General features: G+C 66.8%; 18 protein-coding genes. 11 read left to right on the top strand and 7 right to left on the bottom strand.

Annotation, left to right across the window (positions count from 1 at the left end):
* Positions 1-21: 21 nt before the first annotated feature.
* The 3 genes from KHY18_RS05600 to KHY18_RS05590 form a co-directional block, all read right to left on the bottom strand.
* Positions 22-1,311: an HlyD family secretion protein gene (locus KHY18_RS05600; protein ID WP_213295331.1), complete on the bottom strand. Its 1,290-nt coding sequence runs from the start codon at positions 1,309-1,311 to the stop codon at positions 22-24.
* A gap of 75 nt (positions 1,312-1,386) precedes the next feature.
* Complete coding sequence (locus tag KHY18_RS05595; protein ID WP_213295327.1) at positions 1,387-2,832, bottom strand: efflux transporter outer membrane subunit; 1,446 nt, start codon at positions 2,830-2,832, stop codon at positions 1,387-1,389.
* A gap of 50 nt (positions 2,833-2,882) precedes the next feature.
* Positions 2,883-3,404 (bottom strand): MarR family winged helix-turn-helix transcriptional regulator, encoded by a 522-nt coding sequence (locus KHY18_RS05590; RefSeq protein ID WP_213295324.1) that lies wholly within the window; start codon positions 3,402-3,404, stop codon positions 2,883-2,885.
* Positions 3,405-3,624: 220 nt separating this feature from the next.
* Here KHY18_RS05590 and KHY18_RS05585 point away from each other — a divergent pair, with 220 nt between their 5' ends.
* The gene (locus KHY18_RS05585) at positions 3,625-4,857 is read left to right on the top strand and encodes a multidrug effflux MFS transporter (protein ID WP_213295321.1); all 1,233 of its coding nucleotides are present in this window, start codon (positions 3,625-3,627) and stop codon (positions 4,855-4,857) included.
* Between the two features lie 26 nt (positions 4,858-4,883).
* Here KHY18_RS05585 and KHY18_RS05580 read toward each other — a convergent pair whose 3' ends face one another.
* Both KHY18_RS05580 and KHY18_RS05575 read right to left on the bottom strand, forming a co-directional pair.
* Positions 4,884-6,200 (bottom strand): amidohydrolase family protein, encoded by a 1,317-nt coding sequence (locus KHY18_RS05580; RefSeq protein WP_213295318.1) that lies wholly within the window; start codon positions 6,198-6,200, stop codon positions 4,884-4,886.
* A gap of 16 nt (positions 6,201-6,216) precedes the next feature.
* Positions 6,217-7,191 carry a Bug family tripartite tricarboxylate transporter substrate binding protein gene (locus KHY18_RS05575; RefSeq protein WP_213295316.1) on the bottom strand — a complete coding sequence of 325 codons (975 nt, stop codon included), beginning with the start codon at positions 7,189-7,191 and terminating at the stop codon, positions 6,217-6,219.
* Positions 7,192-7,337: 146 nt separating this feature from the next.
* Here KHY18_RS05575 and KHY18_RS05570 point away from each other — a divergent pair, with 146 nt between their 5' ends.
* Positions 7,338-8,348 carry a LacI family DNA-binding transcriptional regulator gene (locus tag KHY18_RS05570; protein ID WP_213295313.1) on the top strand — a complete coding sequence of 337 codons (1,011 nt, stop codon included), beginning with the start codon at positions 7,338-7,340 and terminating at the stop codon, positions 8,346-8,348.
* On the opposite strand, the gene KHY18_RS05565 is transcribed toward KHY18_RS05570, so the two are convergent.
* A complete protein-coding gene (locus KHY18_RS05565) occupies positions 8,345-8,923 on the bottom strand; it encodes a TetR/AcrR family transcriptional regulator (protein ID WP_249728940.1) in 579 nt (192 codons plus the stop codon). The genes KHY18_RS05570 and KHY18_RS05565 overlap by 4 nt on opposite strands.
* 166 nt (positions 8,924-9,089) lie before the next feature.
* Positions 9,090-9,995: a LysR family transcriptional regulator gene (locus tag KHY18_RS05560; RefSeq protein ID WP_213295309.1), complete on the bottom strand. Its 906-nt coding sequence runs from the start codon at positions 9,993-9,995 to the stop codon at positions 9,090-9,092.
* Between the two features lie 110 nt (positions 9,996-10,105).
* Between KHY18_RS05560 and KHY18_RS05555 the strand changes: the two genes are divergently transcribed.
* The 9 genes from KHY18_RS05555 to KHY18_RS05515 form a co-directional block, all read left to right on the top strand.
* On the top strand, positions 10,106-12,223 hold the full coding sequence (locus tag KHY18_RS05555) for a 3-hydroxyacyl-CoA dehydrogenase NAD-binding domain-containing protein (RefSeq protein WP_213295306.1): 2,118 nt from the start codon (positions 10,106-10,108) through the stop codon (positions 12,221-12,223).
* Positions 12,224-12,434: 211 nt separating this feature from the next.
* Positions 12,435-13,616 (top strand): acetyl-CoA C-acyltransferase, encoded by a 1,182-nt coding sequence (locus KHY18_RS05550; protein ID WP_213295303.1) that lies wholly within the window; start codon positions 12,435-12,437, stop codon positions 13,614-13,616.
* A 10-nt stretch (positions 13,617-13,626) separates the two neighbouring features.
* Positions 13,627-14,835, top strand: a complete 1,209-nt coding sequence (locus KHY18_RS05545) for an acyl-CoA dehydrogenase family protein (protein ID WP_213295300.1) — start codon at positions 13,627-13,629, stop codon at positions 14,833-14,835.
* A gap of 10 nt (positions 14,836-14,845) precedes the next feature.
* Positions 14,846-15,985, top strand: coding sequence for an acyl-CoA dehydrogenase family protein (locus KHY18_RS05540; protein ID WP_213295297.1), 1,140 nt, complete (start codon positions 14,846-14,848; stop codon positions 15,983-15,985).
* Positions 15,982-16,794: an oxepin-CoA hydrolase, alternative type gene (locus KHY18_RS05535; protein WP_213295289.1), complete on the top strand. Its 813-nt coding sequence runs from the start codon at positions 15,982-15,984 to the stop codon at positions 16,792-16,794. Before KHY18_RS05540 ends, KHY18_RS05535 begins: the two co-directional genes overlap by 4 nt.
* 22 nt (positions 16,795-16,816) lie before the next feature.
* Positions 16,817-18,064 (top strand): CaiB/BaiF CoA transferase family protein, encoded by a 1,248-nt coding sequence (locus tag KHY18_RS05530; RefSeq protein WP_249728939.1) that lies wholly within the window; start codon positions 16,817-16,819, stop codon positions 18,062-18,064.
* Between the two features lie 63 nt (positions 18,065-18,127).
* Positions 18,128-19,117, top strand: a complete 990-nt coding sequence (locus KHY18_RS05525; RefSeq protein ID WP_213295284.1) for a Bug family tripartite tricarboxylate transporter substrate binding protein — start codon at positions 18,128-18,130, stop codon at positions 19,115-19,117.
* A 7-nt stretch (positions 19,118-19,124) separates the two neighbouring features.
* Positions 19,125-20,108, top strand: a complete 984-nt coding sequence (locus tag KHY18_RS05520) for an NAD(P)H-dependent flavin oxidoreductase (protein ID WP_213295278.1) — start codon at positions 19,125-19,127, stop codon at positions 20,106-20,108.
* 37 nt (positions 20,109-20,145) lie between these two features.
* Positions 20,146-20,379, top strand: a 234-nt coding sequence (locus KHY18_RS05515) for an electron transfer flavoprotein subunit beta/FixA family protein (RefSeq protein WP_502768328.1), incomplete at its 3' end; no start/stop codon positions are given.

The following is a 20,379-nucleotide window of genomic DNA, read 5'->3' as shown; positions in this document are numbered from 1 at the left end:
GCGAATACTTCTCGCGCGCGCTTATTGGCGGGCCGCCGCAGCGACAGGCGCCGCCGCCACCGCCGGCAAGGCCTTGAGCGCGGGCAGCACTTCACCGGCCACGATGCGCGCGATGCGCTCGTCGGCATCGGCCATGCCTGTGTCATACACGGTGGTGGAGGACACGGGCGTGGTGCGCGGCACGCTGGAAAGCATGGCGCCGGCGCTGCCTTCCTGGGCGCTCACATCGACCTTGGCTTCCATCGACAGACCTACGCGCAGCGGATGGCTGGCGAGATCGGCCGGGTCCAGCGCGATGCGCACCGGCACGCGCTGCACCACCTTGATCCAGTTGCCGGTGGCGTTTTGCGCCGGCAGCAGCGCGAAGGCCGCGCCCGTGCCCGCGCCCAGGCCCAGCACCTTGCCGTGGTAGGTGACCTTGTCGCCATAGACATCGGCCGTGAGTTCGGCGGGCTGGCCTATGCGCAGTTCGGCGAGCTGGCTTTCCTTGAAGTTGGCATCGACCCAGAGGTCGTTGAGCGCGACCACGGTCATGACCGGCGCGCCCGCGGCAATGCGCTGGCCCAGCTGCACGCCGCGCTTGGCGACATGGCCTTCGACGGGCGAGAGCAGGCGCGTGCGCTGCAGCGCGAGATAAGACTCGCGCACCTTGGCCGCGGCGCGCACCACGTTGGGATGGTCCTGCTGCGAGCTGCCTTCGGTCTGGGCCTGGGCGGCCGTGAGCTGGGCACGCGCGGCGCGCACCGCGGCCTGGGCGGCGCCCACGGCGTTGCGGTTGGCGGTGAACTGGGTCTGGGCATGGTCGAACTCTTCCTTGCCCACGGCGCCGCTGGCCAGCAGCGGACGGCGGCGTTCCACGTCTTCCTTGGAGCGCGCGGCATCGGCTTCGAGGCGCTGCAATTCGGCTTCGCGCAGCGCGACCTGGGCCTGCAGCGGCGCGTTGTTGGCGTAGAGCCCGCGCACTTCGCGCACGGTCTGCGCGAGTTGGGCCTCGGCCTGGGCCAGCGCGACCAGCGCGTCGGCGGCGTCGAGCTGCACCAGCAGCTGGCCGGGACGCACGAAGTCGGTGTCGTCGGCGCCAATGCTGATGACGGTGCCGCCCAGCTGGGGCGTGATCTGCACCACGTTGCCCGCGGCATAGGCGTTGTCGGTGGTCTGGAAGTTGCGGCCATGGGCCCAGTGCCAGCCGCCCCAGGCGATGGCGGCGATGGCCGCGGCGGCGGCAATCACCTTGAGGCCCTTGCGGCGGGCGGGAGGGTTGCCGGCAGGCGTTGCGTTGGCCGGTGCGGGAGCTTGCTTGGAATCGGTCATGAGAGTCGGCGCTTTGTTATACGGTTGGGTTTTGCGTCCGGGGCAGCTGGCTGCCCGCTGGGAAATGAAAGGGGTTTAGCGTTGGCTGACCTGCAGTTGTGCGGTGTCGTCGCTCCAGCCGCCGCCCAGGGCTTTCATGAGGGCGATGCGCGTGTCGAGCTGGCGCGCCTGCAGGTCCACGCCCAGGCGGCGCTGGGTGATGACCTGGCTTTCGGCATTGAGCATGGTGATCTGGTTGCTCAGGCCCGCGCGGTAGCGCTGCAGCGCGAAGTCATAGGCCTGTTCGGCCTTGCCCGCGGATTCGTTTTGCAGCGCCTGCTGGCGGCCCAGCGATTGCACCGAGGCGATGGCATCGCCGGCTTCCTTCACTGCGTCGAGGACCGCGCCGTTGTACTGCGCAATCGCCGTGTCGCGCTCGGCTTCGCGGCCGCGCAACTGGGCGCGCAGGCGCGTGCCTTCGAAGATAGGCAGGCGCAGCGCGGGCGTCACGCCCATCTGGCGCGAGCTGCCTTGCAGCAGCTGATCGAGGCCTATGGCGTTCAGGCCCACGAAAGCGCTGAGGCTGATGTCGGGGTAGAAATCGGCGCGCGCGCGTGCGATGTCCTGGCCCGCGGCTTCCACGCGCCAGCGCGCGGCGACGATGTCGGGGCGCCGGCCCAGCAGGTCCAGGCCCAGCGCCTGGGGCACGTCCTGCAGCGCCAGTTGCGACAGCTGCGGCGCCAGCGTCTGCTGGGCTTCGGGCGCCTGGCCGCTGAGCACGGCCAGCGTGCGGCGCGCGAGCGTGATCTGCTCGTCGAGCATTTCGATCTGCGTGCGCGCGTCGGGCAGGCCGGCCTGGGCCTGCGTCAGTTCGACCTGGCTGTCGAGGCCGGCCTGGGTGCGCTGGTGGCTCAGGTCGAGCAGTTGCTGGCGCTGGTCCAGCGTGCGCTGCGCGACATCGCGCTGGGCCAGCAGCCGGGCCAGGGCCACATAGCTGCGCGCGACCTGGGCCGCGAGCTGGTTGGCCGCGGCCGCGCTGTCGGCCTGGGCCGCGCGCGCCTGGCCCAGCGCCGATTCGAGTTCGGCCGCATGCCGGCCGAAGAAATCGGGCGCCCAGCTCAGGCCCACCTGGGCATTGCCGCTGTTGTAGGTATTGCCGGCAATCGGCGCGGGCACCAGGCCGTTGGCGCTGTAGTGCTGGCGCGTGGCATCGATGCCCAGCGTGGCGTGGGGCCCGCTGGCGGTGCTGCTGGCCGTGGCCAGCGCGGCTGCGCGTTCGAAGCGCGCGCGGCTCGCGGCAAGGCTGGGATTGCCTTGCAGCGCCTGGTCTACCAGCGCGTTCAGGCGCGGGTCGCCGAGTGCGGTCCACCAGGACGCGGTGGGCAGGCCCTGGGTCGCGGTCTGGGCGGTGAGGCCGGTATCGGCGGGCGTGAGCTGGGCGAGCGCGGCGCGGTCGGCGCCGGGCAGGGCGCAGCCCGCGAGAACAAGCGCAGCGCACAAAGCCAGCAGCCGCGGGCTGGGCAATGAAGGAAAGGGATGCATGGTGGTGGAGGGAGTGGTGATGCGGGAAAACGGTCGCCGGCGAGAGGGCTTCAGTTGGCGGCGCCGGGTTTGGGCGCGGCATCGGGCGCTTGCGCGGCGCGCAGGGCTTCGCCGTTGAGCACCATGCGGCGCAGCATGTCGATCAGCAGCCGGCATTCGTCGTGGCTGAAGCCGCTCAGATGCGCGTTGAGCACGCTGGCCAGGGCCTGAGGCACCTTGGTGGCGATGGCCCGGCCTTCGTCGGTCAGCACCAGATGCACCACGCGGCGGTCGCTGGTCGAGCGTTCGCGGCGCAGCATGCCCTTGGTTTCGAGCCGGTCGAGCGCGCGCGTGATGGCCGCGGGGTCAATGCCCAGATTGCGCGCCAGGCTGGCGCTCGTGGCCTCGCTGCACAGCAGCAGCTTGTACAGCGGCAGCCATTGCACATAGGTCAGGTCGTGCACCGACAGCTGGGCATCGGCCTGTTGCAGGATGGAGCTCAGCACCCGGCGCATGAGGAAGCCCGCGCTTTCGTCGGGCGTGTAGACGCCCGCCTGGTAGAAGTCCGAAGGAGTAAGCGCAGAACCGGTCATGAAGTAGGGCTGGGTATTTAGTTGACTAGACAACTATTGTTGCCGATATTATTGCAGCAGCACGGACTTTGCAGGTTCACCGTGGAGACATCAGGGTTTTTACCGGGGTCGGCGTGGGTGAGCAGGTCGCGTTAGAATGGCCTACCGACCGTTAGGAAGGTGGTTTGTCATACCACTGCTTCAACGGACCTCTTTATGGCTTCGCGCCAGGAATCGTTTCATGACTTCGTCCCACATTGCGTCGTCCGCGGCGCCACCCCCGACTTTCGGCGGTCCGTTTCTCTTTCTGCTGGCCATGATCACCGCGCTCGACGCGATGGCCATCGACATGTACCTGCCCGCGTTTCCCGCGGTCGCGCAGGAGCTGGGCGTATCGGCCGGCAAGATCCAGCAGACGCTGTCGGTCTTTCTGGTGGGCCTGGCGCTGGGACAGGGCCTCTACGGGCCGCTGCTCGACCGCTATGGCCGGCGCTGGCCGCTGCTCATCGGCCTGGGCATCTTCGTGCTGGGCTCGGTCATGGCCGCGCTGGCGCCCAACGTCGAGTGGCTGCTGTTCGCGCGCTTTCTGCAGGCGCTGGGCGCGGCCGCAGGCCTGGTCGCGCCGCGCGCCATCGTGTCGGACGTCTGCACGGTGCAGGAGTCGGCGCGCGTGTTCTCGGTGCTGATGCAGGTGATGATGATTGCGCCGATACTTGCGCCGGTTGTCGGCAGCTATCTGCTGACGCATGGTGGCTGGCGCATGGTGTTCTGGACGCTGGCCGTGGTCGGCACGCTGGGCGCGGCCTGGGGCCTGCGCGCGATCCCCGAAACCCTGCCGCGCGAAAAGCGCGCCCCGCTGCATGCGCGCGCCATCCTGCGCGCCTATGCGCAGCAGTTCCGCAACGCGGGTTTCATGGCCTATACGCTGGCCGGCGGTTTCATTCTGGGTGCGCTGTTTGTCTATATCAGTGCCTCGCCGTTTGTGCTGATCGAGCATTTCGGCATGACGCCCCAGCATTTCAGCTACTTCTTCGCCGCGAATGCGGTGGGCATCGTCGCGGCCGGGCAGCTGAGCCTGTGGCTGACCAAACGCTGGGGCGAGCAGCGCGTGCTGCTGGCCGGCATCGCCGTGCATGCGCTCGCAGGCCTGGCCTTGGTGCTGGCGGTGCAGCTGGGCGTGGCGGGCCTGGGCGTCTATCTGGCCCTGGTCGGGCTGTCGGTCTGGACGCTGGGCCTGGTGTTTGGCAACCTCACGGCGCTGACCATGGCCCAGGCGGGCGAGCAGGCCGGCGTGGCCTCGGCGCTGATGGGGCTGTTGCAATACCTGATGGGCGCGGTGGTCGGCGGCCTGGTCACGCTGGCCGCGCCTGGGCTGGTGCCGCTGCCGGCGGCCATCCTGGTCTGCGGCGTGCTGGCCGCGCTGTGCTGCTGGATCGCCGGTCCGGCATCGAGCCGCCAGGCGCATGCGGCCTGACGGAATGCATCCGGGCGGTCAGCGCATCACAGCGTAGCGAACCCGTGCAGTTCCGCCGCGTTGTCGTGCAGCGCGCGGCGGGCGAGCCAATCCACCTGCTGCGCATTCCAAACCCCACGCTGCACGCCGTCGTTCAGCACATGGTTCAGGGCCTGGCGCGCAAAGTGCGCCGATGCGACGTGGAACTCGGGCGCACCGGCGTCCGAGCCGAACAGCAGCTTGTTGGCCGGCAGAATCTCCAGCCACTCGCTGAGCTTCTGGCGCAGATAGAAGTGGTGCAGGTAGGGCATCCAGGAGAAATCCAGGAATACATTGCCATAGGTCTGCGCCAGGGCCGCCATCTGGCTGGAGTAGGGGTAGCCGCCATGCAGCAGCGTGACCTTGAGCCGGTTGAGCGAACGGATGTTGAGAAAGGTCTCGAGCAGAAAGGGCTCGCCGTTGGCGATGCGCATGCCGGGCTCGGGGTGGCCCATGCCGACATGGATCTGCACCGGCAGGCCGCGGTCGGCGGCGAACTGCGCCAGGCGCTGGACGATGAAATTTTCCAGCGGCCGGCGATCGACATCTGCCAGTCCCGCCGACACGCCGGCATAGGCCGCGGCGGCATCGGCGTAGGAAGCCGGGCGAAAGTCAATCGGCCGCACATAGGCGGACGCGATCTTGAGACTGACCACGCCTTCGCTGACGCGTTGCTGTACCGAAGCATCGACAAACTGCAGATATTCATCGAAGCCCTGCGGCGGTTGCTGCATGCCGTGGCGCTGCAATTCCTTGTGCAGCACGGCCGCGAAACCCGCATGGAAGCGCTGGAACTCGGTACCGCGCAACTCCGACTGCCCATCATGAAACGGATACACATAGGGATCGATGCGCATCACCTGGCGATAGCGCTGCGGGTTCCAGACTTCACGATCCAGATAGCTCACATCGGCCAGCACGATCGGGGTGTTGGCCACCTGCACCGCCTGGTCATAGATATAGGACGGGCCGCGCGTGCTCCATTCGCGCGCCGTGGCCATCTGTTCTTCTTCCGAGGCTTGCGGGCCATAGAGGCGGCCCAGTCCTTCCCTGAGCGCGCGCGCAAAGAAGGTCGTGGAGCGAAAGGCCACGCCTTGCTGCATCAGCGTCTCGGTGCGGTGCGCGGCTTCGAGCTGCTCCAGCGTCTGCGTATCGCCCTTGTTGCGGGCCGCGATGAAAGCGTCGTAGATCTCCGCGGGAACGTTGGCTTCGAGATGCGCGGTGGAAAAATGCCGATCGATCTGGTCGATGGTACGAAAGCGGGCCATCGACGCATGCGAGTGGTTGTCGATGGCGGGAATGCCGCCGGTGATGTCTGGGGTCATGGGGTCGGGCTCCTGCTCAATCCGGGGAGATGTTCTTTTCCTTGATGATGGCCTGCCAGCTCGCGGCTTCCTTGCGGATCTGCTCGGCGAACTGCGCCGGGCTGCTGGCCTGCGGCGTCGTGCCCAGGCTGCGCAGGCGTTCGGGCAGCGTCCCGCTGGCGAGCGCCTTGGCGGTTTCCGCGCTGAGCTGGGTCAGCACCTCCTTGGGCGTGCCGCCCGGCGCGCACAGGCCGTACCAGGAGTTGACGTCAAAGCCCTTGACCCCCAGCTCGTTGAGCGTGGGCACGTCGGGCAGAAACTGCGAGCGCTCGAGGGAAGTGACCGCCAGTGGAATGACCTTGTCCTTTTGCGCGTGGATATAGCCCAGCGCGGAGGGCAGGGGGTTGAAATAGAAGTCCACATGCCCGCCGATCAAATCGGTGATCGCCGCCTGGCCGCCCTTGTAGGGTGCATGGATGGCCGAGACGCCGGCCTGGCGCAGGAACAGCTCGGCCACCAGATGGGTGATGTTGCCCGTGCCGCCCGATGCGTAGAAGACCTTGCCGGCGTTGGCCTTGAGGTGGTTCACGAACTGCGCATAGTTCTTGACTGGAAGCCGATGGCTGGCCACCAGCACCATGGGCGTGGTGCCGACCAGCGACACGGGAAGGATGTCCTTGCCCACGGTGTAGGGCACCTTGGGGTACAGCCCTGGATTGATGGTCATAGGCCCGGGCGAGCAAATCAGCAGCGTATGGCCGTCGCCCGCGGCCTTGGCCACCTGGCCGGTGCCTATCATGGCGTTGGCCCCGGGCTTGTTCTCGACGATATAGGGCTGGCCCCAGGCCGCGCGAAAGTGCTCGCCCAGACCGCGTGCGGTGGGGTCCAGATCGCCGCCCGCGGGAAACGGCACGACAATCTTGATCAGCTTGTTGGGATAGGTGTCGGCGTGGGCGCAGACAGCGGCCGCGGCGACGACCAACGTGCCTCCGAGTCGGAGCAGGGAATTCATAGATTTCATAAAATATGTAGCGCTACAAAATTAAAGCAAATAAATTGCTTACCTATTCCATTCCATTGGTGATGAGGTAAGCAGTGCCCGATGCCAGCAAGTTAGGGAATTGTAGCGCTACATTTTTTCAGCGCAAGAGGAATTACATGAAGCTTGAACGCAAGCGTGATATGACCATGGCGGATCTGGCCGCGGCCGCGGGCGTGTCGCCGATGACGGTGTCGAATTGCTTCAAGCACCCGGGCAAGGTCCATCCGGACACACGCCAGAAGGTGCTGGAGATCGCGGCCGCCATTGGCTATGTGCCCAATCTCATCGCCAGCAGCCTGGCGTCGGGCAGCAGCCGCATGGTGGCGGCGCTCGTGCCTTCGCTGCGCAACTCCAATTTCGCCAAGACGCTGCAGGGGCTGGGCGACTACCTGCATGCGCGGGGTTATGAGCTGCTGCTGGCCGTGGCCGATCACCCGGAGCAGGAAGAGCGCGTGGTACGCAGCCTATTGGGGCGGCGCGCCGCCGGCATCGTGATGACCGGCGGCGAGCACAGCGCGGGCACGGTGGCCTCGATCCGGCAGGCGGGCATTCCTGTGGTGGAGACCTGGCTGGACCGGGAGCCCTGCATCGACATGGCCGCGGGTTTTTCGCTGTTCGATGCGGCCCGCGATATCGCCAACATGATGATTGCCAAAGGCTTGCAACACATAGGCTGGGCAGGGCACGACACGCCGCAAAACGACCGCTATGTCCAGCGTCAGCGCGGCTTTCAGCAGGCCATGGAGGATGCAGGCCTGCGCAGCGATCTGGTCTTTGCGGCGCCCGAGAGCGTGGGCTTTGCCACCGGGCGTCTGGCCATGGAGGCCTTGCTACCCCAGGAGCCGCGCCTGCAAGGCCTTTGCTGCGTCACCGACATCGTGGCATCGGGCGCGCTCTTCGAATGCATGCGCCGCGGCTGGAGCGTGCCCGACCGATTCTCGGTGGCCGGCTACGGGGACTACGAGATTGCCGCGGAAGTGCCGCCAGGCCTGACCACGGTCAGGACCAATGGCGGCGAAATTGGCCGCGCGGCGGGCGAGATGCTGCTGCAGAAGATAGAGACCGGCCAGGTCGAATCGAGGGTGCGAAAGATTCCCTACGAGATCATCGTGCGGCGCAGTCTCTAAGGCCGCGGCGTGTGCGTCGCGGCCTCGAACACCGCCCAGACCGCCTGCAGCCGGCGCGCGAACTTCGCCGGGCCGGCGTAGGTCAGCTCGACTTGCAGGCAGTCGATGAGGCCCAGGCAGGTCTTGGTCAATACTTCGGCGCTCAGGCCCTGGGGGTTGGGCACGAGACTGGAGCCGGCGATCGCGGCGAGCACGATGGCTTCGAGATCGTCCATGAACACATGCATCAGCGCCATGACCTGGTCATGCAGATGGCCGGGCGGCGTGTAGAGCGCGCGCATCCAGAACTGCACGCGAAATGATTCGTCGTGGCGCACCTGGATGCTCTGCAGATAGGCGTGAATCTGCGCGCGTATGGTGTCGCCGCCGACCAGCACGGTCTTCGCGTAGTCCAGCTCGGCCGTGATCATCAACGGAATCAGGCTCAGGTAGAGCGCGTCCTTGTTGCGGAAATGCGCGTAGATCGACGGCTTCTTGATGCCCACGTCGGCGGCGATTTCGGCCATCGACGTGGCGTCGAAACCCTGGAGCGCAAAGCGCGCGAGCGCGGCGTCCTGCAAACGGGAAGCGGTCAAGACAATGGGTTCCATGCGGGGCATTTTACGTGGTCCTACCGTACGGTCGTTCGGTTGATGCAGGCGGTTTGGCCGTGAACGGACGGCCGGGCGGCTCCGTGTACGTAACCTCGTCAATGAATTGGTTGCATGTTTGCGCAGCGCCGGTCTGCGTACCCCGGCCTTATTACGCGGGCTGATCCTGCTGCGGTCGGGCGCGCGCCAGCAGGTAGTCGATGCAGGTGCGCACCGCGCGCGTCTGGTGGCGCTGGGGCATGTAGAGCATGTACATCTGCGTGCCGAAAATGCTCAGCCGCCACTCGTCCAGCGTGGTCAGCACTTCGCCGCTGGCGACCGCGTCTTCGACCACGTAGTCGGGCACCAGGCCCACGCCCAGGCCGGCCAGAATGCCCTGGCGCAGAAAAGGAAAGTGCTCGGAAATCAGCGTGGGTTCGAGCATCACTTCCTCGCGGCGCGTGCCCTGGTAGGCGCTCAGGCGCAACTGGCGCCCGACCACGCCGGCGGTGATCAGCGGCGCGGTGCGCAGCGCTTCGAGTTCGGTCGGCAGGCCGTGGGTGCGCGCGTATTCGCGCGAAGCGCAGGCGATGTAGCGCACCTGGCCCAGATCGCGCGCCACCAGCGTGGGCGGCGGCTCGGGCATCACGCGGATGGCGATATCGACTTCTTCGCGTATCAAATCATCGACGCGGTTCTCGAAGCGCACGTCGAGCACGATGAACGGGTACAGCCGCTTGAAGTCGATCAGCCAGTCGGACATCACCAGCTGGCCGTAGCCGCTGGGCACGCTCAGGCCCACGCGGCCCTGCAGGCCCTGGCCCAGCGTGGTGATGGTTTCGCGCGCGGCGCGCATTTCGTTCTGGATGGCCAGGCCGTGCGCATAAAGGCGTAGGCCCACCTCGGTGGGTTCCACGCGGCGCGTGGTGCGGCGCACCAATTGGGCGCCTACGGATTTTTCGAGCTGGTTGAGGTGGTAGCTCACGTTGGCGCGCGTCATTTTGAGGTTGCGCGCGGCCTGGCTCAGGTTACCGGCGTCAAGAATGTCCACCAGCAGGGTGAGGGAGTGGAGTTCCATGGAAGCTTTGTCAAAGATTGTTTGACAGTCTGTCAATCGTCCATGTAATTGTCAAGATTGTTTGGCGTGTCCACAATGGTGCAATTAATGCCATTCCCGGAGAATCGTCCATGGGCGCTGCCCCCCTCGCTTTAGCTGTCAACACGGCCCTTCACGGCGCCATCCTGGTGGTGACGATCGACAACCCTCCTGTGAACGCGCTGGGCCAGGCCGTGCGCCAGGGACTGGCCGCGGCCATTCAGCAGGCCGAGGCCGATGACGCCGTGCAGGCCGTGCTGCTGGTCGGTGCGGGCAAGGCCTTCATTGCCGGCGCGGATATCCGCGAATTCGGCAAGCCGCCCGTGCCCCCGTCGCTGCCCGAAGTCTGCGGCGCTATTGAAAACTGCAGCAAGCCGGTGATCGCTGCCATCCATGGCGCGGCGCTGGGCGGCGGCCTCGAAGTCGCCATGTCGGCGCATTATCGCCTGGCGCTGCCGGCCGCCAGCCTGGGCCTGCCCGAAGTGCTGCTGGGCCTGCTGCCCGGCTCGGGCGGCACGCAGCGCGCGCCGCGCCTGATGGGCGTCAAGCCCGCAACCGAACTGATGCTCGGCGGCAAGCCCTTGAACGCCAAGGCCGCGCTGAAAGCCGGCCTGGTGGACCAGCTGGTCGAAGCCACGGACCCGGTCGCCGCAGGCCTGGCCTATGCCAATGAATTGCTGGCGCAGAACGCGCCCGTGCGCCGCACGCGCGATATCGTGATTGTCGACGCCGCAGCCGCGCTGGCCGAACTCGAAGTGCTCAAGGCCGAGACCGCGAAGAAAAGCCGCGGTCTGTTCTCGCCGCTGAAGATCATCGAATGCGTGCAGGCCGCGGTGCAAAAGCCGTTCGACGAAGCGCTGGCTTTCGAGCGCGCGCAGTTCATCGAATGCGTGGCCAGCCCGCAGCGCGCCGGTCTGGTGCATGCGTTCTTTGCCGAACGCGAAGTCGCCAAGGTGCCCGAAGCCAAGCTGGCCGCGCCGCGCGCGTTCTCCACCATCGCCATCATCGGCGGCGGCACCATGGGCGCGGGCATCACCGTGTCGGCGCTGGACGCCGGCTATGCCGTGACCATGATCGAGCGCGATGCCGAATCGATCGCGCGCGGCCAGGCGAATGTCGAGAAGGTCTATGACGGCCTGATCGCCAAGGGCCGGCTCACGGCCGATGCCAAGGCGGCGATCATGGCGCGCTATACGCCGTCGACCAGCTACGACGACATCGCCCAGGTCGATCTGGTGATCGAAGCGGTGTTCGAAGACCTCGAAGTCAAGAAAGCCGTGTTCCGCGAACTCGACCGCGTCTGCAAGCCCGGCGCAGTTTTGGCGACGAACACCTCCTACCTCGACATCGAAGCGATTGCCGACGCGACCCGCCGTCCGCAGGACGTGATCGGTCTGCACTTCTTCAGCCCGGCCAACATCATGAAGCTGCTGGAGATCGTTGTGCCGTCCAAGGTCGGCGCCGATGTCGTCGCCACGGCGTTCGAGCTGGCCAAGAAGCTCAAGAAAGTGCCGGTGCGTGCCGGGGTCTGCGACGGCTTCATCGGCAACCGCATTCTGGCCGTGTACAAGCAGGCCGCCGACTACCTGATGGAAGACGGCGCCAGCCCCTACGAGATCGACGCCGCCGTGCGTTCGTTCGGCTATCCCATGGGCCCGTTCCAGGTGACGGACCTTGCCGGTGGCGACATCGGCTGGGCGACACGCAAGCGCCGCGCCGCGACGCGCAACCCCGCGGCGCGCTACGTTGAAATCGCCGACCGCATCTGCGAGCGCGGCTGGTTCGGCCAGAAGACCGGCCGTGGTTTCTACCTCTACCCGCAAGGCGCGCGCGTGGGCCAGCCCGACCCCGAAGTGCTGGCCATCGTCGACGCCGAACGCCAGAAGAAGGGCGTGACGCCGCGCACGTTCACCGAAGCCGAGATCCTGCGCCGCTACATGGCGGCCATGGTCAACGAAGGCGCCAAGGTCGTGGAAGAGGGCATTGCCCTGCGCCCGCTGGACGTCGACGTGACCTTCATGTCGGGCTATGGTTTCCCGCGCCACCGCGGCGGCCCGATGAAGTGGGCCGACATGGAAGGCCTGCCCAAGATCCTGGCCGACATCGAAGCCTTCGCCAAGGAAGACCCGCTGTTCTGGCAGCCCGCGCCATTGCTGGTGCGGTTGGTCCAAGAGGGCAAGGGCTTCGACAGCCTCAACAAGGCAGATTGAACGCAGCTAGCGGCCGGGCCCGACGGGCCCCCCCCGCTCGTGGTGAGCTTGTCGAACCATGGGCGGCCTGTCCTCATGACTTGAGCGCAGGCCGTTCACCCTTCGACAGGCTCAGGGCGAACGGGTTTTGATTTCGAACTAGAGCCAGCGCTGCACCGCCCGCCGGGCCCCGCGCAGACGCCCAGCCACCCAACCTAACAGAGACAACACCATGCGTGAAGCAGTCATCGTATCCACCGCCCGCACTCCGCTGGCCAAGTCGCACCGCGGCGAGTTCAATGTCACGCCGGCCGCGCAGTTGGCCGCGTTCTCCGTCAAGGCCGCCGTCGAGCGTTCGGGCGTCGATCCCGAAAGGTTCGAGGACCTGGTGCTGGGCTGCGGCAATCCCGATGGCTTCCAGGGCCGCAACCTGGGACGCCAGACCGCGCTGCGCGCCGGCCTGCCGCTGTCGGTGGCGGGCATGACCGTGGCGCGCTACTGCGCTTCGGGCCTGCAGTCGATCGCCATTGCCGCGGGCCGCATCGTGGCCGAAGGCGTTCCGGCCATGATTGCCGGCGGCGTCGAGACCATCTCCGGTCTGCGCCCGGGCAACAATCTGCCCGGCGACATCGATCCCTGGCTGCTGGAGCACAAGCCCGATCTGTACATGGCGATGATCGATACCGCCGACATCGTCGCGCGCCGCTACGGCATCAGCCGTGAAGACCAGGACCGCTTCTCGCTGCTGAGCCAGCAGCGCACGGCAGCGGCCCAGGAAAAGGGCGTGTTCGCCGACGAAATCATCGCCTGCGCCACGCGCATGGCCGAGAAGAACAAGGACACGGGCGAAGTCACGCTGCGCGAGGTGATCGCGACAAAAGACAACTGCAATCGCCCCAGCACCACGCTCGAAGGCCTGGCCAAGCTCGAGCCCGTGAAGGGCCCGGGCCAGTTCGTCACCGCGGGCAATGCCTCGCAGCTGTCGGACGGCTCGTCGGCCAGCGTGCTGATGGAAGCCAAGGAAGCCGAGCGCCTGGGCCTGCAACCGCTGGGCGCGTTCCGCGGCTTTGCGGTCGCGGGCTGCGAGCCCGACGAAATGGGCATAGGCCCGGTGTTCGCCGTGCCCAAGCTGCTGGCGCGCCACGGCCTCAAGGTCGAGGACATCGACCTGTGGGAAATGAACGAAGCCTTTGCCTCGCAGGCGCTGTATTGCCAGCGCACGCTGGGCATTCCATCGGAGCGCCTGAACGTCAACGGCGGCGCGATTTCCATCGGCCATCCGTTCGGCATGACGGGCGCGCGCCTGGTCGGCCATCTGCTGCTCGAAGGCCGCCGGCGCAAGGCCAAGTACGGCGTCGTGACCATGTGCATCGCCGGTGGCATGGGCGCCGCCGGCCTGTTCGAAATTTATTGAGAAACGCGATATGGATCTGAATTTCACTCCCGAAGAACTGGCGTTTCGCACCGAAGTGCAGGAATTCCTGCGCGACAAGCTGCCTGCGGCCCTGGCCGCCAAGGTCAAGGCCGGCCAGCGCCTGAGCCGCGACGACCAGTCCGAATGGCATGCGATCCTCAACGAGCGCGGCTGGTTCGCCAACCACTGGCCCGAGGAGCATGGCGGCCCCAGCTGGACGCCGGTGCAGAAGTTCATCTTCGACCACGAGTGCGCGCTCGCGGGCGGCCCGCGCATCGTGCCGTTCGGCGTCAACATGCTGGGCCCGGTGCTGATCAAGTACGGCAACGAGGCGCAGAAGAACTACTGGCTGCCACGCATCCTGAGCGGCGAAGACTGGTGGTGCCAGGGTTACTCCGAGCCCGGCGCGGGTTCGGACCTGGCCTCCGTCAAGACCACGGCCGAGGCCGGAGTCGACGCCCAGGGCGCGCACTACATCGTCAACGGCCAGAAGACCTGGACCACCCAGGGCCAGCACGCCAACATGATCTTCTGCCTGGTGCGCACCGACAAGCAGGCGCGTCCCCAGTCGGGCATCAGCTTCCTGCTGGTCGACATGAACACGCCCGGCGTCGAGATTCGCCCCATCCGCACGCTCGACGGCGACCGCGAAGTCAACGAAGTGTTCTTCACCGACGTGCGCGTTCCCGCCGAGAACCTGGTGGGTGAGGAGAACAAGGGCTGGACCTACGCCAAGTACCTGCTGACCTATGAGCGCACCGGCATCGCCGGCGTGGGCTTCTCGGTCGCCGGCCTGGAAAAGCTCAAGGCGATCGCCAGCCGCGTGCAGCGCAACGGCAAGCCGCTGGACCAGGACCCGCAGTTCGCGCAGCGCATGGCCAAGGTCGAGATCGATCTGGAAAACATGAAGACCACCAACCTGCGCGTGATCGCGGCCGTGGCCGGCGGCGGTGTGCCGGGCGCGGAAAGCTCGATGCTCAAGATCCGCGGCACCGAAATTCGCCAGGAAATCCTGTCGCTGATCCGCCGTGCCATGGGCCCCTACGCGCTGCCGTTCACCGAGGAAGCGCAGTACTCGGATTACACGGGCGAGAGCGTGGGCCCCAAGGAAGCGGCCACGGCCGCGGCCAATTACTTCAACTACCGCAAGCTGTCGATCTTCGGCGGCTCCAACGAAATCCAGAAGAACATCATCTCCAAGATGATTCTGGGCCTGTGAGGCTGGCGCGATGAATTTTGAACATACCGAAGACCGCCGCATGCTGGCGGACACGCTCAACCGCTTTGTTTCCGAGCAATACGGTTTCGAGACCCGCAATGCGATTGCCTATGGCGACGTGGGCATGGCGCCCGCGCTGTGGAACCAGTTCGCCGAACTCGGCGCGATAGGCGCGCTGTTTGCCGAAGACGACGGCGGCTTTGGCGGCGCGGGCTTCGACATCGCCGTGGTGTTCGAGGCCCTGGGCCGCGGCCTGGTGGTCGAGCCTTTCCTGGGCGCGCTGATGGTGGGCCGGGCCCTGGCCGCCGTGGGCACGTCGGCGCAAAAGGCGCTGATCGCCAACCTGGTCGACGGCAGCAGCATCGCGGCGCTGGCGCACGACGAGCCGGCCAGCCATTACGAACTCAGCCGTGTCGCCACGCGCGCCGAGCGCAGCGGCGACGGCTGGACGCTCTCGGGCGCCAAGGCCGTGGTGCTGCAGGGCGACCATGCGAATCTGTTGCTGGTCTCGGCACGCACTTGCGCTGAAGTCGACAGCGAAGACGGCATTTCGCTGTTTCTCGTTCCCGCCGACACGGCAGGCGTGAGCCGCCGCGGCATGGGCCGCATGGACGGCGGCCGCGTCGCCGAGATCACGTTCGACAAGGTGCAAGTGGGCGCCGACGCGCTGCTGGGCGCCGAAGGCCAGGGTCTGGCGACGCTGGAAGTTGCCGTGGGCGCGGGCGTGCTGGCGCTGTGCGCCGAAGCCGTGGGCGCGATGGAAGTCGCCAAGCGCGACACGCTCGAATACCTGCAGACGCGCAAGCAGTTCGGCGTGGCGATCGGCAGCTTCCAGGCGCTGCAGCACCGCATGGCCGATCTGCTGCTCGAGATCGAGCAGTCACGCTCGGCGGTGATCAATGCCGCGGCGGCGCTCGACGGCGACCGCCTGACGCGCGAACGCGCGCTGTCGGCCGCGAAGGTGACGATAGGCCGCATAGGCGCGCTGGTCGCCGAAGAGAGCGTGCAGATGCACGGCGGCATTGGCATGACCTGGGAATTGCCGCTGTCGCACTATGCCAAGCGCCTGGTCATGATCGACCATGAACTGGGTGACGAAGACCACCATCTGGCGCGCTTCATCGCGCTGGGCCGGGAGACTGCGCAATGAGCAACGTACAAGACATGCCTTTGATCACGCGCCGAGAAGGCGCGGTGCTGGTGCTGAGCAACAACAACCCGGCCGCGCGCAATGCGCTGTCGCCGGCGTTCTATCTCGCGCTGACCGAAGCGCTGCACAACGCCAAGAACGATCCCACCGTGGGCGCGATCGTGCTCACGGGCGAAGGCGGCCATTTCTGCGCGGGCGGCGATCTGCGCCAACTGGTCAAGCGCCGCGAACTGTCGGTGCCCGAGCGCCGCGAAAAGCTCGAAGGCCTGCATGACCTGATTCGCGCGGTGCGCGACTGCCCCAAGCCCGTGATCGCCGCCGTCGAAGGCGCGGCCGCGGGTGCGGGCGTGTCGCTGGCGCTGGCCTGCGACATGCTGGTGGCGGCGCGCAATGCGGCGTTCTCCGTGGCCTATGTGAAGATCGGCCTGACGCCCGATGGCGGTGCCACGGCGTTTCTCGCGCAGTTCGTCTCGCGCCAGGTGCTGACCGAGCTGTGCCTCACGGGCGAACGCGTGTCGGGCGAGCGCCTGCATGCGCTGGGCCCGGTCAACCGCCTGGCTGAACCCGGGGAGGCGCTCAACGAAGCGCTGACCCTGGCCAAGCAGCTGGCCGCCGGCCCCGACGAAGCCATGGCGAACATCAAGGCGCTGTGCCACGGCGCCTACGACAACACGCTGGAGCAGCAGTTGGAGCAGGAAGCCCAGTTCATGGTGCATGCCCAGGCCAGCGAGGAATCGCGCGAAGGCATGGCGGCCTTCCTCGAAAAACGCCCGGCCGATTACACGCAGCTGCGCCAGCCTCGCGGCTAGCGGCGGCGGCAAGGAGACAACATTGAGCGACCACAACAACACTTCACCCGCCGACGACACCACCGACTTCCCGCTCGAAGGCGTGCGCGTGCTCGATCTGTCGCGCGTGTTTGCCGGCCCGATGTGCGGCATGGTGCTGGCGGATTTCGGCGCCGAAGTCATCAAGGTCGAGCATCCCGAACGCGGCGACGACACGCGCGACTGGGGCATTCGCATAGGCAAGACCGAGACCACCTACTACAGCGCGATGAACCGCAACAAGCGCTCGGTCACGGTCGATCTGCAAAGCCCTGAAGGCATCAAGATCATCCATGATCTGCTGCCCCAGTGCGATGTGGTGCTGCACAACTTCAAGACCGGCGGCGCCGAGAAGCTGGGTCTGGGCTACGAGCAGCTCAAGGCGCTCAAGCCCGGCCTGATCTACTGCGCGATCGCGGGCTACGACACCTCGGGCCCCGAAGCCAAGCGGCCCGGCTACGACCTGGTGATCCAGGGCGAGGCCGGACTGATGGCGCTCAACGGCGAAGCCCAGCAGCCGCCGCTCAAGTTCGGCGTGGCCGTGGTCGATCTGATGACCGGCATGTATGCGGCCCAGGCCGTGCTCGCCGCGCTGTTCCGGCGCGAGCGCACGGGCAAGGGCCGATTGATCGAGATGGCGCTCTACGACTGCGGCATCATGGTCACGGGCTACTACGGCCTGGACGCCATGCAGCTGGGCCGCGACCCGGCGCGCTATGGCAATTCGCACCCGTCGATCGTGCCCTACGGCATGTTCGAGGCCGCCGACGGCCCGCTGATCATCGCCGTGGGCAACAACCAGCAGTTCGAGCGCTTTTGTCGCGACGTGGTGCAGCGCCCCGACATCCTGGAAGACGCGAAGTTCGCGACCAATGTCGAGCGTTCCAAGAACCGTCCGTCGCTGCTGCCGCTGCTCACCGAGCTGATACGCGCCGAGACGCGCGATGTGCTGATCGAGCGCATGTCCCGCTTCGGCATTCCCTGCGGCCGGGTCGCGGGCCTGCACGAAGCGCTGACCAGCGAGCGCACGCGCCGCGGCGGTCTGCTGCAGGAAATGCCGCATCCCGTGGCCGGCACCACCCATGTGTTTGCGCCGCCGTACCGGCTCGATGGCCAGCGCCTGCCCATCCGCAACGCGCCGCCCACGCTGGGCGAAGGCACGAAGGACGTGCTGCAGCAATTGCTGCAGCTGTCCGAAGACGAGCTGCAGGCGCTGCAGGCCAAGGGCGTGCTGACGCTGCCCACGGCCTGAGTTGCCCGGCCCGCGCGCAGCCCTTGGCTGCGTGCTCCAGACCTATAAAGAGACAGAGACATCATGAATTCCTTCGCCACCACCCGGCGCGCGCTGCTGGCCCTGGCCGCCGCGCCGCTGCTCGTCGGCAACGCCTTTGCCCAGCAAGCTGCCTGGCCCAGCAAGATGGTCAAGCTGATCGTGCCGTTTCCCGCAGGCGGCCCCACCGACACCGCGTCGCGCATCGTCGGCCAGAAGCTGTCCGAGCGCCTCAAGCAGACGGTGATCGTCGAGAACCGCCCCGGCGCCTCGGGCTCGATCGCCGCGGCCCAGGTCGCCAAGAGCCCGGCCGACGGCTATACGCTGGTGATGCTGGCCACGCCCACGCTGCTCGCGCCGCACCTGTACAAGACCGCGGGCTACGACACCGTCAAGGACTTCGCGCCCGTGGCCACGGTCTATGACCTGCCCATCGTGGTCGTGGTCAACCCCAAGCTGCTGCCCGACGTCACCGATCTCAAGAGCCTGATCGCCCACGCCAAGGCGCAGAAGACCGCGCTCAACTACACCAGCTCGGGCGCGGGCAGCTTCGGCCACCTGAGCATGGAGCTGCTCAAGCAGATGGCCGGCTTCGAGATGCAGCATGTGCCCTACAAGGGCGGCACGCCGGCCATCACCGACACCATAGGCGGCCAGGTGCCCATCATGTATGCCGACCTGGTCGCGGCGCTGCCGCATGTCCAGGCGGGCAAGCTGCGCGCCATCGCCGTGGGCTCGCCCCAGCGCGTGACCATGCTGCCCGAAGTCAAGACCATTGCCGAGCAGGGCATCAAGGGCTATGACGCCGTGTCCTGGGGCGGCCTGCTGGCGCCCAAGGGCACGCCCGCGGCCGTGGTCGACCGCATCGCCAGCGAAGTCAAGCAGATCCTGGCCGAACCCGAAACCCAGTCCCGCCTGCTCAACGCGGGCGCGATCGCATTCTTCCAGTCGCCCGCCGAGATGGCCGGCCGCATCCAGCAGGATTACACGCGCTGGGGCCAGCTGATTCGCGACAAGCACATTGCCTCGGAGTGAACATTCGATGAAGACGCGCATCACCGAGCTGTTCGGCATAGAGCATCCCATCATCCAGGGCGGCATGCACCATGTCGGCCTGGCCGAGCTCGCGGCGGCGGTGTCGAACGCCGGCGGCCTGGGCATCATCACGGGCCTGACGCAGCGCACGCCCGAACTGCTGGCCGCGGAGATCGCGCGCTGCCGCACGATGACCGACAAGCCGTTCGGCGTGAACCTCACTTTTCTGCCTTCGGTCAACCCGCCCGACTACCCGGGCTATGTGCAGGCGATCATCGACGGCGGCGTGAAGATCGTCGAGACCGCGGGCAACAACCCGCAGAAATGGCTGCCGGCGCTCAAGGCCGCAGGCATCAAGGTGATACACAAATGCACGTCGGTGCGCCATGCGCTCAAGGCCCAGGCCATAGGCTGCGACGCGATCAGCGTCGACGGCTTCGAGTGCGGCGGCCACCCGGGTGAAGACGACGTGCCCAATTTCATTCTGCTGCCGCGCGCGGCGCAGGCACTGAAGATTCCGTTTGTCGCCTCGGGCGGCATGGCCGACGGCCGCTCGCTCGTGGCCGCGCTGGCCCTTGGCGCCGAAGGCATCAACATGGGAACGCGCTTCATCGCCACGCAGGAAGCGCCCGTGCACGACAACGTCAAGCAGGCCATCGTCGCGGCCAGCGAACTCGACACGCGCCTGGTGATGCGCCCGCTGCGCAATACCGAGCGCGTGCTGACCAATGCGGGCGTGGAGCGCCTGCTGGCCAAGGAGCGCGAACTCGGCGCGGCGATCACCTTCGCCGACATCGCGCCCGAAGTCGCGGGCATCTACCCGCGCATCATGCAGCAGGGCGACATGCAGGCCGGTGCCTGGTCCTGCGGCATGGTGGCGGGCCTGATCGACGACGTTCCCACCGTACAGCAATTGATAGACAGCATCATGGACCAGGCACAGGCGCTGATCAGCGCCCGTCTGGCCGGAATGCTGCACCCCTCGGCCTAGTCCGCCCCTTTTCAAAAACCTCTGGAGACTCTCTCCCATGAAAATCATTGTTCCCGTCAAGCGCGTCGTCGACTACAACGTCAAGGTGCGCGTGAAGTCCGACGGCACGGGCGTCGATATCGCCAACGTCAAGATGAGCATGAATCCCTTCGACGAAATCGCCGTCGAGGAAGCCGTGCGCCTCAAGGAAAAAGGCCAGGCCACCGAAGTCATTGCCGTCTCGTGCGGCGTGACCCAGTGCCAGGAAACCCTGCGCACCGCCATGGCGATT

The sequence above is a fragment of the Acidovorax sp. CCYZU-2555 genome (assembly GCF_018413525.1).
Taxonomy (GTDB): Bacteria; Pseudomonadota; Gammaproteobacteria; order Burkholderiales; family Burkholderiaceae_C; genus Comamonas.
Note: the sequence above shows the minus strand (reverse complement) of the source record. Positions and strands in the feature narration are given on the sequence as shown.